Origin of the sequence: Celeribacter sp. HF31 (assembly GCF_011806455.1) — a bacterium.
Lineage (GTDB): Bacteria > Pseudomonadota > Alphaproteobacteria > Rhodobacterales > Rhodobacteraceae > Celeribacter.
Genome location: NZ_JAATOT010000002.1, coordinates 493,911 through 508,708, shown reverse-complemented (window position 1 = coordinate 508,708; position 14,798 = coordinate 493,911). Strand labels below are relative to the sequence as shown.

Genomic DNA, 14,798 nt, shown 5'->3' with positions numbered 1-14,798 from the left:
AGCCTCGCATAGGAACATGGCCAAACTGTGCCCGCATCGGGATATGTTTTTGAAAATTGTGAAATGTTGTGGGGTTCTTTCGCTCTCAAAAGAAAAGGGCCCCCGAGAAGGAGCCCTTTCCAAATCTGTAAGTCTCGTGCCGCTTAGCAGGAGTAGTACATTTCGTACTCGACCGGGTGCGGGGTGTGCTCGTAGGAGTACACTTCTTCCCATTTGAGGTCGAGGTAGCCTTCGATCTGGCTCTTGGTGAACACGTCGCCTGCGGTGAGGAAGTCCATGTCTTTTTCGAGCTCTTCGAGCGCTTCACGGAGCGAGCCGCAAACGGTCGGGATCTCGGCCAGTTCTTCCGGCGGCAGATCGTAGAGGTCTTTGTCGCTTGCTGCACCCGGATCGATCTTGTTCTTGATGCCGTCGAGGCCGGCCATCAGAAGCGCTGCGAAGCAGAGATACGGGTTTGCGCTTGGGTCGGGGAAGCGGGCCTCGACGCGTTTCGCTTTCGGGGATTCGGCCCACGGAATACGCACACAACCGGAACGGTTACGGGCGGAATACGCACGCAGAACCGGAGCTTCGAAGCCCGGGATCAGACGTTTGTAGGAGTTGGTGGACGGGTTGGTGAAGGCATTGAGCGCTTTGGCGTGCTTCAGGATGCCGCCGATGAACCACAGGGCTTCGTCGGAGAGATCGGCATATTTGTCGCCAGCGAAGAGCGGCTTGCCGTCTTTCCAGATCGACATGTTCACGTGCATACCCGAGCCGTTGTCGCCTTTGATCGGCTTCGGCATGAAGGTCGCGGAACGGCCATAGGCCAGAGCCACGTTGTGGATCACGTATTTGTATTTCTGCAGGTTGTCGGCTTGCTCGGTGAGCTGGCCGAAGATCATGCCAAGCTCGTGCTGGGACGTTGCCACCTCGTGGTGGTGCTTGTCGACCTTCATGCCCATGTTGGCCATGGTGGTCAGCATTTCGCCACGGATGTCCTGGCCGTCGTCGGACGGGTTCACCGGGAAATAGCCGCCTTTGTAGCCCGGACGGTGGCCCAGGTTGCCCATTTCGAACTCAGCGTCGGTGTTCCAGGCGGCGCCATCGGCGTCGATCTGATAGCCCACTTTGTTCGGGGTGACGGAGTAGCGCACGTCGTCGAAGAGGAAGAATTCCGCTTCCGGGCCGCAGTAAAACGCGTCGCCGATGCCGGAGGATTTCAGGTAGGCTTCGGCGCGTTGTGCACAGCCGCGCGGGTCGCGGTCGTAGGATTCGCCGGTGTCCGGCTCAACCACGGTGCAGTGCACGCAGAGGGTTTTTTCGGCGTAGAACGGGTCGATGTAAGCAGATGCCGGATCCGGGATCAGCTTCATGTCGGATTCTTCGATGGATTTCCAGCCAGCGATGGAGGAGCCGTCGAACATGAAGCCTTCTTCAAAGAAGTCTTCGTCCACTTCCGTGTGGCGCAGCGTCACGTGCTGAAGCTTGCCGCGCGGGTCGGTGAACCGCACGTCTACATATTGGACGTCTTCGTCCTTCATGGTCTTGAGAACGTCTTGGATGCTCATTTTTGACCTTGTCCCTTTGGTTGATAATTGCGTTTTGGCGAAAGGCGCGACCCCGGATTACCCCTCGGCTCCGCGCCATGCGCCTCCCTTACAGCGCGTCTTCGCCAGACTCGCCTGTTCTGATGCGGATGGCCTGTTCGACGGGCGAGACAAAGATTTTGCCGTCGCCGATCTTGTCCGTCTTGGCCGCCGACACGATCGCCTCGATCGCGCCATCCACCTGATCGTCCGACAGAACGACCTCGATTTTCACTTTCGGAAGGAAGTCAACAACATATTCAGCGCCGCGGTACAGCTCCGTGTGCCCCTTTTGACGCCCGAAACCCTTCACCTCGACAACTGAAAGACCCTGTACGCCGATGTCTTGCAGCGCTTCTTTCACTTCATCGAGTTTGAAGGGCTTGATGATCGCTTCGATCTTTTTCATGGACCTTCGACTCCCTAAATTCCATTTGGTGACTGTGAGACCATTTCTCTTATCCGGCCACAATCGACTAACCTGACGGCAGCGAAAACGCCCACAGGAATCGCGCCATTGTGCATATTATTTGTGCGTAGTGGATTCAAAAAGGGCAATTTAAAAACTTATGAGGTTTTTTATGGCAGAAAGGCTGACCATTGCACAAATGCGCGCCACTAATCCCGCGTCTTTCAACGCGGTTGCGACGATGGCACGGGGAGGGAGGCCATGACCGAGATTCTCACCGCCGCGCAAATGCGTGCCATCGAGAAAGCCGCCATCGACAGCGGCGAGGTCACCGGCCTCGAATTGATGGAACGCGCAGGCGCGGGCGTCGTCGAGGCTGTCATGGCAGAATGGCCCGAATTGGCGCAATCCTCTTACAAAGCCGTCGTCCTCTGCGGCCCCGGCAACAACGGCGGCGACGGCTTCGTCATCGCGCGCCTGTTGAAGCAACGCGGCTGGGAGGTGGAGGTGTTCCTCTACGGCGATCCCGAAAAACTGCCGCCGGATGCGAAGGTGAATTATGAGCGGTGGGGGGAGATGGGGGAGGTGCTGCCTTTTACGTCTTACTCGGAGCGTAAGACATGGGCCTGTAGTCTTGTGGTTGACGCACTGTTCGGCACTGGGCTCACGCGCGCCGCGCCCGAGCTTGGTGAGCTGTTCTGGAATATGGAGGACATGGTCGATTGTTTTGCCGTCGAGCCGAACCATCCCCTCGGGAGGCCGGCCATTGTGGCGGTCGACATCCCCAGTGGCCTCTGCGCGGACAGTGGGAGAGACTTCGAGATCGAGGAACATTGGTGGCGCGCTTCGGCAACAGCGCATCTGACTGTGAGTTTTCACAGCGCAAAACGCGGGCATTATCTTTTTGATGGACCTCAAAAGTGTGGAAAGCTTGTCGTGGTGGACATCGGCTTGTCAAAAGGCAGGCCAGCAAAGCTCAATTCTCCGGTTAAAGCCGTTGGGCCGATCCATAAAGCTTGGCTTGATAAGGGCGGTGACTCCCACAAATACACCCACGGCCATGCCCTGATCCTCTCCGGTCTCTCGGGCAAAACCGGCGCTGCCCGTCTCGCCGCCCGCGCCGCTCTGCGTGTCGGCGCAGGTCTCGTCACCCTCGGCACCCCGCATGAGGCCGTCACAGAAGTCGCCGCCCAGATCACCGCCCTTATGCTGACTGAGATCGACACGCCGGAAATCCTGTCCCGTGTGCTGACCGACAAACGCCTCAATGCGCTCTGCATCGGCCCCGGTTTCGGCGTCGCGCGCGCCGCGGAATTCCTGCCCCATGCGCTCGCCGCCAAACGCGCCACGGTGCTCGACGCCGACGCGCTCACAGCCCTCTCAGAGAGCGAAATCGGCTTTGCCGATCTCCACGAAAACTGCGTCCTCACGCCTCACGCGGGCGAGTTCAAGCGCCTCTTCCCCGACATCGCGGCGAAACTGGCTGAACCGCCTACCAAAGGCCCCGCCTACAGCAAAGTCGATGCCTCGCGCGCGGCCGCCGAACGCGCAGGCTGCACGGTGCTGTTCAAAGGCCCGGACACCGTCATCGCGTCGCCAAACGGGCGCTGTTCGATCAATGCCGCCGTCTATGAGCGCGCCGCGCCCTGGCTTGCCACTGCTGGCTCCGGCGATGTGCTCGCGGGGCTGATCACCGGGCTCCTTGCGCGTGGCTTCACGCCGCATCAAGCCTGCGAAACCGCCGCCTGGCTCCACACAGAGGCCGCCCGCAGCTTTGGTCCCGGCCTGATCGCGGAAGACCTGCCAGAAGAATTGCCGAAAGTCTTCCGGACGCTCGACCTATAAAGGCGCTTCAGGTTTCCTTTGCTGCTCAAAATACTCAAAACAAAAGCCGCCTCGATAGGGGCGGCTTTTCTCATTTCGGAACACGCTGAAAAATCAGGCGGCGAAGGGCATGCCCGTCTCGCTCATCACCATGAGACCGTCGGCATAGATCACTTCCTCGCGCTCAAAACTCAGTTTGAACCGTTTCGGCGCAGGGGTGTCGATGCCCAAAAGCGTCCGCATTCCTGCCCGCGTGATCACCCGGTCGCCGGGTTCCAGAAATTCGACGGGAAGGATGCCGTCGGCGGTCATCACCTTGGTGCCAAGGGGCAAGCCCTTGTCATGATTGGGTAAAATGTCACGCACGCAGAGCCGTTTCGACGGATTTCGCCCGTCGTCATGCTCATGATCGTGCCCGCTGCCTTTATAGGTCATGTCAGGGCCTCTGAATGTCTCTGCCTCATATGCTGCACAGAATATGGTAATTTTGTGTTAACGAACAGAATTTTCTTGGGCAGCGCGTCGTGTTCTCGTGAGGGGCTGGCGTGCGATTATCTCTTTCCCTCTCAGAGACCTTTTGCTATCAGACCCGCCACGCGGGTGTGGCGAAATTGGTAGACGCACCAGATTTAGGTTCTGGCGCCTTTGGCGTGGGGGTTCGAGTCCCTTCACCCGCACCACTTTGAAATTATTGATCATTCTCAGGATTCTCCTTTGTTTGCCCCCGCGACACCGGCGAAGTTTCGCAATTTGTTTCGCACTTTCCGGGTTTGTCGCTGTTTTGTTCCCGCTTCTGTTGCGCCCGTTTCGACGCCTTTTTCTGATCCGCGCCGGAAGCATATTTCTGAGCCATCTCAAGGGTCTTGTGCCCCGTCACCGATTGGATGTCGCGGATATCGACACCCGCATCGGCCATCTCCTTGGCTGCCGTGTAGCGCCACCCGTGGGGCACCAACCTGTCATCCCCATCCTTGACGCCAATCGCTTCGCGCACGTTCTCTACGGCCTTCTGCACCTGCCGCTTGCCAAGCGGTTCGGTCGCGTTCTTGGCAAGAATGTGCTTTCCGCGCCGGGGAAGCCCAGCAAGATAGGCCTGCAATCGCGCCGGGCAGTAAACGTCGATCTTAGCGCCCGTCTTTTGCTGAACGACCGACATATATTCACCGTCAAAATCATCCCACTTCATCGCTACGCAATCCCCGAGCCGCTGGCCCGTGCCGATCGCAAGTTCATAGATTGTCCGAGCGACCGACAGACCATGATCTTCACAGTGCTGCTCATATGCTTCCAACGTGGCTGCAGGCCACGCTTTATAAGAGCCGCCCTTGAGCTTGCGGATGTTTGCCACTGGATTGCGGTCAACCCACTCAAGATCCATTGCCCGCTGCAGGAGGATCGACAGCACAGCGATCCGCTCGTTAGCCTTTGACCAAGTGTCTTTAAGCTCATCTCGCACACGCAGCGCATCGGCTCGCTTGAAGTGCCGCACATCCTTTGAACCATTTTTCTCACGGATATCTTCGCAATGACGGCGATAGTTCTTCTTTGTGTCATCGCCCAATTCCTTAAACTCGGCACTGGAATAGTAACTGACGATCAGCGCTTCCCACGTAGTTTTGACGATCCGCTTGCTCTTCCCGTTACGAATAGCCCAGTATTTCAGGGCGAATTCCTCGGTATCTGGGTCGTCAGGCAACCTCTCCCGGAACTTGCCCTTGCGAAAATAGATGTAGGTTCTGCCCTTGACGGTCTTGATTTCGAGATAAGGAAGATTGGGGCGCTTCATACCACAAACGCCTCCGGCTCAATTTTGCTGTCCGTCAGGACCGCCTCGATCTCGGCCACCACCCAGAGGGTGTGCTTTCCTAGCTGGATCGGCGGTGGGAGTGCGCCTTGTTCGACGAGAAACAGGAACTCCCTAACAGTCATCGACAACATCCGCGCCGCGCCTTTCGCCTCTACGGCGAGCCTGTCGAGTTTGACCATAACTGACCTCACTCGGTTTTGGCAGCGGACTTGTCGAGGACAGGCTTTCGTTGCTGCGGCTCGACCATGCGGGCGTTCAGAAACTCATCCATCGCCCCGTCTGGCACGAAGTACAGTCCACCAATCTTCACATGACGAAGTTGCCTCGTTGAGATCAGCGACCGGACACGGCGTTCAGGCCAGCCGAGGCGTTGCGCCAGCTCCTTTGGGGTCTCCAGATTATTTTGCATGGCGAATCCTCGAAAAATCGTAGACTATTTACAGAAATCGAGACGAATCCAATTGGAAATGTATCGCCTCGAATTTAAGGTACACAATTCGATACTGGATGCAAGTCTAATGACAATTGCGAAGCGACTCGCCCATTTCCGAAAAAGCCTTGGCAAAACACAGATCCCCTTTGCGGAGGAACTCGGCGTCTCGCAATCGGCGTACAAAAACTATGAACGCGAGGCGACCGAACTGCCGATCAGCCTCGCGGTCAAACTGTGCCAGGACTACGACCTGTCGGCGGAATGGCTGCTGCTTGGGCGGGCGGGCATGACCACCAAGATGACGGACGACATCATCGAAAGTGCCGTTGTGGTGACGCGTGAATTCCTGACCGAACACGGGTTGGACGTGCCGCCGGAAAAAGAGGCGAAGATTGTCCGATACCTGGTTCGCAAGATGTCCGAGACGGGCAAGCTGAACCCGGCGGAATGTGAAGAAATTATCAGATTGGCAATTTGAAGAGAGGCTTATGCCCACACCGGAAGAAATAAGACAAGTCATGCGCGAGGCTCTTGAACGGCAGCGCGCACAGGTGCTTGCAACGATGTCGGCCAGTGATCAGCGCCTTGTGAACATTGCACCCAAGCCAGAGTTGGAAAATGCACGGGCCAAGGCGCGGTCGGCATTCCGCAACGCGTTGTTTTGGCCCATGGCGCAGGCCAGCGCGGCAGGTGCCGTTATGGGCTACGCCTTCGTCCTCGCCGCACTGGCCAGCTTGAGCGGCCATGCCCCCAATCCACTAACAGCCCTCGTCGCGTCCGTCAGCGGGCTTGTCGCCCTGCTGTCGCTGGCGCAATTTGCATATCTGATCCACAATCGATAACGACCCGGCGCAGCCACGCCCAAGAATGAAAGAGCAGACCTCATGCCCACCCTACGCTGGTTGACCCGAGACGACGATGTGCGCGCCGCTGAGAAGGTGCCTTACCGCCTGTTGGAGGAGGCCGCTGAGCTGGGCTATGGTGACCGGGATGCGGGCAATATGCTGATCCAGGGCGATAACCTTGAGGCGTTGAAGGCGCTTTTGCCCTATTACGCGGGTCAGGTGAAATGCATCTATATCGACCCGCCCTATAACACCGGATCGGCCTTCGAGCATTACGACGACAATCTGGAGCATTCGCAATGGTTGGCCATGATGTGGCCCCGGCTGGAGCTGCTGAGGGAGTTGCTGGCCGAGGATGGCTCGATCTGGGTGAGCATTGATGACCGGGAAGGGCATTACCTTAAGGTCATCATGGATGAGGTGTTCGGGCGTGGGAATTTTGTAGCTAATGTCATCTGGCAAAAGAAGTATGCACCTGCAAACGACGCAATTTGGCTAAGCGACAACCACGATCATTTGATGGGTTTTGCGAAATCTAAGGCGATTTGGCGACCTAATAAACTCGCGAGAAGCGAGAAATCGAACGCAGCCTACAAAAATCCGGATGACGATCCAAGAGGCCCATGGAAGGCGGGCGACTATACCTGTGCGAAATCGTCCGAGGAACGTCCCAACTTATATTATCCTGTCACCAATCCTTTTACTGGTGAAGAGATTTGGCCCAAAACTACGCGTGTCTGGGGCTATGGCAAAGACGAATATGAGCGTCACGCAAAAGAGAATCGTCTATGGTGGGGCAAGACCGGCAAGAACAAGGTGCCTGCTTACAAGCGCTTTTTGTCAGACGTCGAAGATGACGGCGCTGTGCCCCAAACCATTTGGCTTTGGGGTGATGTGGGGCATACCCAAGATGGACGAAAAGAGCAGATTGCGCTGAATGCGAAGCCATTCGGGACACCTAAGCCCGAGAGGCTTCTGGAACGCATCATGGAGATGACTACCAGCCCGGGCGACCTCGTGCTCGACAGCTTCCTTGGCTCCGGCACCACTGCCGCCGTCGCCCAGAAAATGAACCGCCGCTATATCGGGATCGAGATGGGGGATCATGCCGTCACCCATTGCGCGCCGCGTCTGCAAAAGGTGATCGACGGCGAGCAGGGCGGGATTTCCAAGGTCCAGAACTGGCAAGGCGGCGGTGGCTTCCGTTTCTACCGCCTCGGCCCTCCGGTCTTTACCGAAGATGGTCAGATCCAGCCCGATATCCGCTTTCCCGTGCTGGCCGCCCATATCTGGTTCGCCGAAACCGGCAGTCCGTGGTCAGAGCCGAAGCCCCTCAGCCCCTTCCTTGGGGCGCAGGAGGGCCGGGGCTATGCCCTGCTCTACAACGGTATTCTTGGCGACAAATCGGTTTCGGGCGGCAACGTCCTGACCCGCAAGACGCTGGCCGTGATCCGCGCGGCACAGGGCGATTTTACCGGCCCGCTGACCGTCTATGGCGAGCGCACGGCGCTGTCCGAGGCGACCTTGAAAGCCGAACAGATCGAATTCAAACAAACCCCATATGATGTGAAGGCCCGCAGATGAAGCTCAAGCAGTATCAAAAGGAGTCCCTGAAAACGCTGCGCCGGTTCTTTGAGGAGGCCCGCATCACCGGCCCGAAACCGGCCTATGAGGCATTGACGGCAGAACCGGAGCTGGCGAAACGGCTCAAGGGCTACGCGGCGGGTTACAAGCCGATCAAGGCCCTGCCAGAGGTGCCCTATGTCTGTCTGCGTCTGCCTACGGGCGGCGGCAAGACGATCCTCGCGGCGCATTCCATTACCGTGGCGAAGGATGCCTGGGTGGAAAAGGATTTCCCACTGGTGCTGTGGCTGGTGCCGACGAACACGATCCGTATCCAGACCGCAGAAGCACTGAAAAACCCGCGCCACCCGTACCGGCAGGTGCTGGATGAGGCCTTCGAGGGCCGCGTGCGGGTGTTCGACATTGGTGATTTCACCCAGATCACGCCGCATGACCTGCGCTCGAACCTCTGTGTCGTGGTCGGCACGATCCAGACGCTTCGGGTGACCAACACGGATGGGCGCAAAGTTTATGCCCATCACGAGATGCTGGAGGGGCATTTCAGCACCGTGTCGCCCAACACGCCGGGGCTTGAGCGGACTGAGGTCGACGGGACGGGGGGCATCCGGTTCAGCTTTGCCAACCTGATGCATCTGCACCGCCCGCTCGTGATCATGGACGAGGCGCACAAGGCGGGCACGAACCTCAGCCAGGATGTCTATGAGCGCATCAACCCGAGCGCGTGCATCGAATTCACCGCAACGCCTAAGGGGTTCAACAACATCCTTCATTCCGTGACAGCGCAGGAGTTGAAGGATGAAGAGATGATCAAGATGCCGGTGGTGCTGGACGAGGCGGAAACCTGGCAGGGGGCGGTAAACTCAGCCATTTTGAAACGCGCCGAGTTGCAGGAGTACGCCGATCTGGACCGGGAGGGCTATATCCGGCCCATCGTACTGTTTCAGGCCCAGAAGAAGGGCGAAGAGGTCACGGTCGATGTGCTGAAACAGCATCTGATCGACAATGAGAATATTGATCCGGTCAAGATCGCCGTGGCGACCGGCGCGCAACGTGATCTGGACGGGATCGACCTGTTCAAGCCCGATTGCCCGATTGAATATGTCATTACCATCGAGGCTCTGAAAGAAGGCTGGGATTGTTCCTTTGCCTATGTGTTCTGCTCGCTGGCCAATATCCGCAGCTCGACCGATGCCGAACAGCTTCTGGGCCGGGTGCTACGGATGCCCTATGCCACGAAACGCAAGGAACCGGCGCTGAACAAGTCCTACGCCAAGCTGGTGTCGAAGCATTTCTCCGAGGCCGCTGTCAGTCTGCGCGACAAGCTGGTCGATATGGGGTTCGAAGAGGGCGAAGCGGAAGACAATATCGAGGCAGAGCAGCCGGGGCTTGATGACGGGCTGTTCGGACGGCAAACCCGGCCGCGTCCGACGATGACGGTGGAGCTGGACGCCTCCGAGGCGGAGCGCAAGGAGATCGGAGGTGTCGCGCCAGGCAAGATCACGGTGTCGGCGGGAGATGACGGCAAGACCCGGATCGAGTTCACCGGCGTGCCCAAGCCCAAGGATGAAAAGCGACTGTTCAAGACGGCCCCTGAGCGCCTGCATGGCGTGCTGCGTGAGAAACTGGATGCGTTCAAGGCGCAGCACGCCGACGATCTGGCTCCCGCCCATCTTGGTGAAGAATTCACCGTGCCGCGCCTGATGGCGCATGTGCAGGGTGAGCTGGTCTTTGGCGATACCGATATCCTGATGGAATATCACGATTGGTCGCTGGCCAATTACCCGGCGCGACTGACCAAGGCAGAGTTCGATATTGTCGAGACGACCAACACCTTCGAGATCGATCTAGACGGCAACCACCTGTCAATCTCGGCGGCGGACAGTTCCGAGCAGCTTTCCCTGGACATCGACGTAGACGACTGGACGCCGAACTCGCTGGTGCGCTGGCTGGACGGTAAGGTGCGCGACCCATGGATCGGACAGGCGGAGCTTCTGGCCTGGCTGAACGATGTCGTCACCCATCTAAACCGCGACCGTGATATCCCCCTATCGCAGCTGATGCGCTGCAAGTTCATCCTGGCGCGCAAGTTGAACGAGAAGATCAGGGGGTTCCGCCAGATGGAGCGCGACAAGGTTTACCAGATGAACCTGTTCGGCCCCGAGGCGCGTGTCGAGGTGTCGTTCGATGACGGCATCCGCTTCTTCGACGAGATGTATTTCGACGTGCCGAAGTATCGGGGCATGTACAAGTTCAACCGGCACTTCATGGGACCGGACGAAGTGCCGACCTTCGACAGCAAGGATGGCGGCGAAGAGGTCAAATGCGCCTTGGCGCTAGATGCCTTGCCGGGCCTGAAATACTGGACCCGCAACGTCAGCAGGCATCCAAACTCGTTCTCGCTGCCGACCTCAACCGACAAGTTCTACCCGGATTTCGTGGCCGTCATGGAGGATGGCCATCTCTTGGTGGTCGAATACAAGGGCAAGCAGTTGTCTCCGGAAGAAAGCCGCGACAGCCGCGAGAAGGAGCTGATCGGCCAGCAGTGGGCCAAGGCGTCAGGGGGCAAGGCTGTCTTCGTTATGGCGACGATGGAACGCGGCGATCCGAAGGAGGTACGGGTGCAAGTGATGGCGGCTTTAGGGAGATAGGGCGGAATGCGGACATTCGCCGCGTCTTGACTGAAAGTCTCCATTCGGAAGCAAAGCGGGCGTTCAGCGCCCCGTTCCCTTATTTATGTGAAAGCGCTGATAGGCACCGGCCGCCGAGCAGCAAAGTTAGTGGCATTTATTCACCTCGTACCAAGCATCAACTGTAGCTTTCAGTGTCTTGAGGAGGGGAAAAGCTATTCTGCTATTGGTACACATTGAACAGGCCTCCGATGGCGAATGCTATAACCAAAAACGCGAGCATGCGCTGGATATACAACACTGAAATCACCCAGGCACTGGTTTGAGTGCGCGCTCTGTAGGGGCGGTCGCCGCTGGTCGCCGGAGAATTAAATACTTCGTCGAGCACTAGCGTTGGAACTGTTCTGTCCAGACTATAAAACACGCATTTGTTGAGTGCTTCCCACAATTTGGGTCGATGCAGTTTTCCATCTTGTTTTCTAAGCATCAGAATCTGGTCCAGCAGTAAGACTGCGAAACCGGCCAGCCAAAGGCCAAGCAAGTAGAACACCGCTCGATAGGTCTCATAACCGTACCGTGTAAGCGCGCGACCCAAACCGTAAATGACTTTTGTTGCTCTTTCGTTCGTGGCAGCTCGATAGTGATCGTTTTGTTCGATCGCGATTTTTCGCGACAGGTCGAATAATCCCAGTCGTTGCAGGGAGTTTCGGACGATAGCGTAGGTTTCCGCGTTATACTCCGCGGTTGAGTAAAACTCCGGGGATTGGCGCAGCGCGGGGAGAAGACTGTCAAATAAGAAGGCATCGTAGAGCTTCGCGTCCCTTGAATTTTGTTTTATAATCTCTTCCAGATTTACAGGGATCAAGGCACCATCCCTCATACCGGTAGAAGACTCATCTTGGGCGCTGGCAATTTGGAAGAAGCCAATATCAGCTCCCGTTACATCCAAGAATGGGCGCTTTCCCGCTCCGTTTTTTCCAAAATAGTCCTTCGGTAAAAGAATTGAGCCGATCGTCGCTTGGCGGAAATTGAGATAGGCATTTTCCGAAATTTTACTGAGGGCGTGTACCATGGTTAAGCTGCCGATCTTGGCGCGATTCAATATCAATTGATGGCTGATTTCTACATTGATTTGTGCGATTTCTATTTGGCTTTCTTCTAGATGAAGAACGCCAAATCGATTTTCTAGGTTTGCACAGTGTTCCGCAGATTTTGAAACGGAACGGGTATTGCTTTCGGCATCGCTTTCTTCTTGCTGATCGCCCTTTTCATTCGCGCTATCCATGTCCTCGGCGCCGGTCGACGTTTGAGGTTTATAGTGCGTGTAAAGTTTGGGGGAGTGTAGGCCACCGAAGTACGCACCTTTAGCATTTACGCGATCCAACCAAACAACTTCGTCGTTGCGAACGTCCGTCATGTAGACCGGACCTGACACCTTTACGCATGTAAATCTCAGGTGACCCGTTTGAGCATTGGAAAAATCAAGAAATTCTGTCTCAAGGTCACCTAGGTTTAATTGAAGTTGTGAGCGCAGATGCGGCGCCTCGATGCGCGCGATTTTGGCGATTTCACCGTCCTCACCGCCAAGCTGAATTGCATCGATGTTAGCGTACCAAAAAGATAGAGTCTCATCGATGTTGAAATTGTCTAGAAATAATTGTGAAGCTTTAGCTCCCCACAAGTTCATAGTGCCGGATATGTGGCCACGGTTGATCCTAATGACGCTTGACGTTGTTTTTCTCAGGCGGATGTCGTGAAATCCGGTGATGTCCGAGAGGCTGATTTCTTCCTCCACGTCCGCATCATACATGTTTAGAATTGGAAAGCTGCTATCATCTTCTTCGGTCCTTTCCGGTCTTACTCCGGTAATTTTCTCAAGATCGAATCCTCGAGCTTTTGCGGAGGACAAATAGACAGCTTGCCCGACCCGTGTGTTCGATATTTCCACATCGTACTCGGTCTTCGAGCCCTCCAAGTCCAAAGAGCAAATGGAGCTGTCTCGCATCGTGAACCATTCGAAATGTGCGTTTTCGATGGATAATCTAGCGCCCAACTGTTGGCCTGTTTGCGCGTCCTCTCCTGCACATAAGGATTGGTCTTGGGTTGGATCGCCGAACGAGTGAGGGTCGAAATCTGAAAGTTTTTTGATAAGATACTGCTGAATGCCCGTGACACCTCGGATGTAAACCGTGCTTGCTTTGAGGTTGTCTGAATTCAGAAAACCCATTTGGGTCTCGGTCACGCTGAAGTTCATAGGCGATGCCTTGTTCTCATCGACATCAAACCGTTCTGAATTCAAGTCATGAACTATCGATCTAGATACTTCAATCTCATTGAAGTTGCTTGGTAGAAAGAAAATTGAGCCACTAACAACACCATGGATTTCAATGGACGGAATAACTATCCCACTTTCCGTTAGATCGATGTTTATGGCCAAATTTTTAAAACTAAGAGTTTTGGGGGCGGTTCCGTAGAGTGCCGAATATTGTGCCAAAACTCGCGATAAAAATTCGTCATTGGCATAAAGCCCTATCGTGGGTGTGCTTTCCAATAATTGGACTAGCAGCTTTTCCGCGCCTAACGGTTCTACGTTACGACATTCAAACTCATGTCCCGAATCCGGCCTATCGCACACATATTCATACACGGCCCTATTCGGATCAACTCGCTGGGGGAGACCGAGGTAGTTCTGATCAGAATCGGTCTGATCCTCTAGCCGTTCAGCGTCGCTGAAGTGGTAGATACCGGCGGGTATGCCCATTTCCAAATATTCGGCTGTTGGAAGTTGTGAAATCCAGTTTTGAGCAAAAGTTCTAAATTTTGAAAGCTGTTCGGGAGCTTGCAAAATCTCTGATACCGCGCCGAACTGGTTGCCCGAGATCTCCAGGCGGGAAGACTCGAATAGATACCCATCTCTTTTGAGTAAATCACAACTATCAACCGCAAATGAGAAAATTGACTTCGCTTCCGCATAGTGCTTAACCATCGAGCCAAGTGCCTTTAGAGCAGGATGGTCGCCTTCTTCCACGCTGTCCCATATGTTTGAAATGGGGCTGAATACGGCCGGGATATCACTTGAATTTAACGTCCATCGGCTACCGTTATACACTCGACCCATGACCGCACCAGCAACCAATGCAAGATCCTCTTCAGCAGCTTCGAATTCTCCCGTTAAGACGTCACAGTACTCATTCAAATAAGCAGGGTTGTTCGGCTTCGGATCGATTTCTTCCAGCTTTGAAAAGATATTCAAGTATAGCGCTCGGCTGAAATGGTAAGCACCGAAATTCTGTGAATTATTGGGTGTGGATTGTTCGGCTGAAAGATATTCAAGTTCTTCTACGGGCCAATTCCACTCATCGGCTGAAACTTGAACGGCCACAAGCAAAGCAGACAGAATCCCAAAGAGTAGGCGATAGAGTTTTTTCGAATGTCTCAAAGTACTGATCCAACAATTGTAATGTTTGGATTTTGCCCCCACTCTCGATTCTGTAAAAGTGAAAATGTTGGACTTTGTGACGTGCTGCCGAAAGTGTGCCTCTGAAAGTGGTCCACCAACTAGAATAGATCATCCCTCAAATTGAGGTACCCCTAGTTTCCCAATAACCTGCCTGCTTCAGTTTCTGCTGGCTAATCTCGAAGTCAATTAGCAAAAGCATGCCGACGTGGACGAGCGAACGCTTCTCTGACGCCGCGTTGCA

The 14,798-nt window shown here is 55.5% G+C and carries 12 protein-coding genes and 1 tRNA gene; 6 read left to right on the top strand and 7 right to left on the bottom strand.

Annotation, left to right across the window (positions count from 1 at the left end; all coding sequences use genetic code 11):
* Positions 1–143 precede the first annotated feature (143 nt).
* The gene (glnA, locus tag HCZ23_RS05910) at positions 144–1,550 is read right to left on the bottom strand and encodes a type I glutamate--ammonia ligase (protein WP_167600762.1); all 1,407 of its coding nucleotides are present in this window, start codon (positions 1,548–1,550) and stop codon (positions 144–146) included.
* Between the two features lie 88 nt (positions 1,551–1,638).
* Complete coding sequence (locus HCZ23_RS05905) at positions 1,639–1,977, bottom strand: P-II family nitrogen regulator (protein ID WP_085847504.1); 339 nt, start codon at positions 1,975–1,977, stop codon at positions 1,639–1,641.
* Positions 1,978–2,238: 261 nt separating this feature from the next.
* On the opposite strand from HCZ23_RS05905, the gene HCZ23_RS05900 reads away from it, so the two are divergent.
* A complete protein-coding gene (locus HCZ23_RS05900) occupies positions 2,239–3,822 on the top strand; it encodes an NAD(P)H-hydrate dehydratase (protein WP_167600761.1) in 1,584 nt (527 codons plus the stop codon).
* A gap of 93 nt (positions 3,823–3,915) precedes the next feature.
* Here HCZ23_RS05900 and HCZ23_RS05895 read toward each other — a convergent pair whose 3' ends face one another.
* On the bottom strand, positions 3,916–4,236 hold the full coding sequence (locus HCZ23_RS05895; protein WP_167600317.1) for a hypothetical protein: 321 nt from the start codon (positions 4,234–4,236) through the stop codon (positions 3,916–3,918).
* A 161-nt stretch (positions 4,237–4,397) separates the two neighbouring features.
* On the opposite strand from HCZ23_RS05895, the gene HCZ23_RS05890 reads away from it, so the two are divergent.
* Positions 4,398–4,481, top strand: a tRNA-Leu gene (locus HCZ23_RS05890).
* 8 nt (positions 4,482–4,489) lie between these two features.
* Here the strand turns inward: HCZ23_RS05890 and xerC are convergent.
* From xerC to HCZ23_RS05875, 3 genes are read right to left on the bottom strand one after another with little or no spacing between them, the layout of a single operon-like run.
* The gene (xerC, locus tag HCZ23_RS05885) at positions 4,490–5,587 is read right to left on the bottom strand and encodes a tyrosine recombinase XerC (RefSeq protein WP_167600760.1); all 1,098 of its coding nucleotides are present in this window, start codon (positions 5,585–5,587) and stop codon (positions 4,490–4,492) included.
* Positions 5,584–5,787, bottom strand: coding sequence for a hypothetical protein (locus HCZ23_RS05880; RefSeq protein WP_167600759.1), 204 nt, complete (start codon positions 5,785–5,787; stop codon positions 5,584–5,586). Before HCZ23_RS05880 ends, xerC begins: the two co-directional genes overlap by 4 nt.
* Before the next feature lie 8 nt (positions 5,788–5,795).
* Positions 5,796–6,017: a helix-turn-helix domain-containing protein gene (locus HCZ23_RS05875; protein WP_175580874.1), complete on the bottom strand. Its 222-nt coding sequence runs from the start codon at positions 6,015–6,017 to the stop codon at positions 5,796–5,798.
* Between the two features lie 58 nt (positions 6,018–6,075).
* Here HCZ23_RS05875 and HCZ23_RS05870 point away from each other — a divergent pair, with 58 nt between their 5' ends.
* The 4 genes from HCZ23_RS05870 to HCZ23_RS05855 all read left to right on the top strand — a co-directional run bounded on the left by HCZ23_RS05870 (position 6,076) and on the right by HCZ23_RS05855 (position 11,118).
* Positions 6,076–6,519 (top strand): helix-turn-helix domain-containing protein, encoded by a 444-nt coding sequence (locus HCZ23_RS05870; RefSeq protein ID WP_167600758.1) that lies wholly within the window; start codon positions 6,076–6,078, stop codon positions 6,517–6,519.
* Positions 6,520–6,529: 10 nt separating this feature from the next.
* Entirely contained in the window at positions 6,530–6,883 is a 354-nt protein-coding gene (locus tag HCZ23_RS05865) for a hypothetical protein (protein WP_167600757.1), read from the top strand.
* A 159-nt stretch (positions 6,884–7,042) separates the two neighbouring features.
* Complete coding sequence (locus tag HCZ23_RS05860) at positions 7,043–8,470, top strand: site-specific DNA-methyltransferase (RefSeq protein ID WP_254869942.1); 1,428 nt, start codon at positions 7,043–7,045, stop codon at positions 8,468–8,470.
* Positions 8,467–11,118 carry a DEAD/DEAH box helicase gene (locus HCZ23_RS05855; protein ID WP_167600755.1) on the top strand — a complete coding sequence of 884 codons (2,652 nt, stop codon included), beginning with the start codon at positions 8,467–8,469 and terminating at the stop codon, positions 11,116–11,118. The genes HCZ23_RS05860 and HCZ23_RS05855 overlap by 4 nt, the downstream gene beginning before the upstream one ends.
* Before the next feature lie 202 nt (positions 11,119–11,320).
* Here the strand turns inward: HCZ23_RS05855 and HCZ23_RS05850 are convergent, their stop codons facing one another.
* The gene (locus HCZ23_RS05850) at positions 11,321–14,536 is read right to left on the bottom strand and encodes a hypothetical protein (protein WP_167600754.1); all 3,216 of its coding nucleotides are present in this window, start codon (positions 14,534–14,536) and stop codon (positions 11,321–11,323) included.
* Positions 14,537–14,798 lie beyond the last annotated feature (262 nt).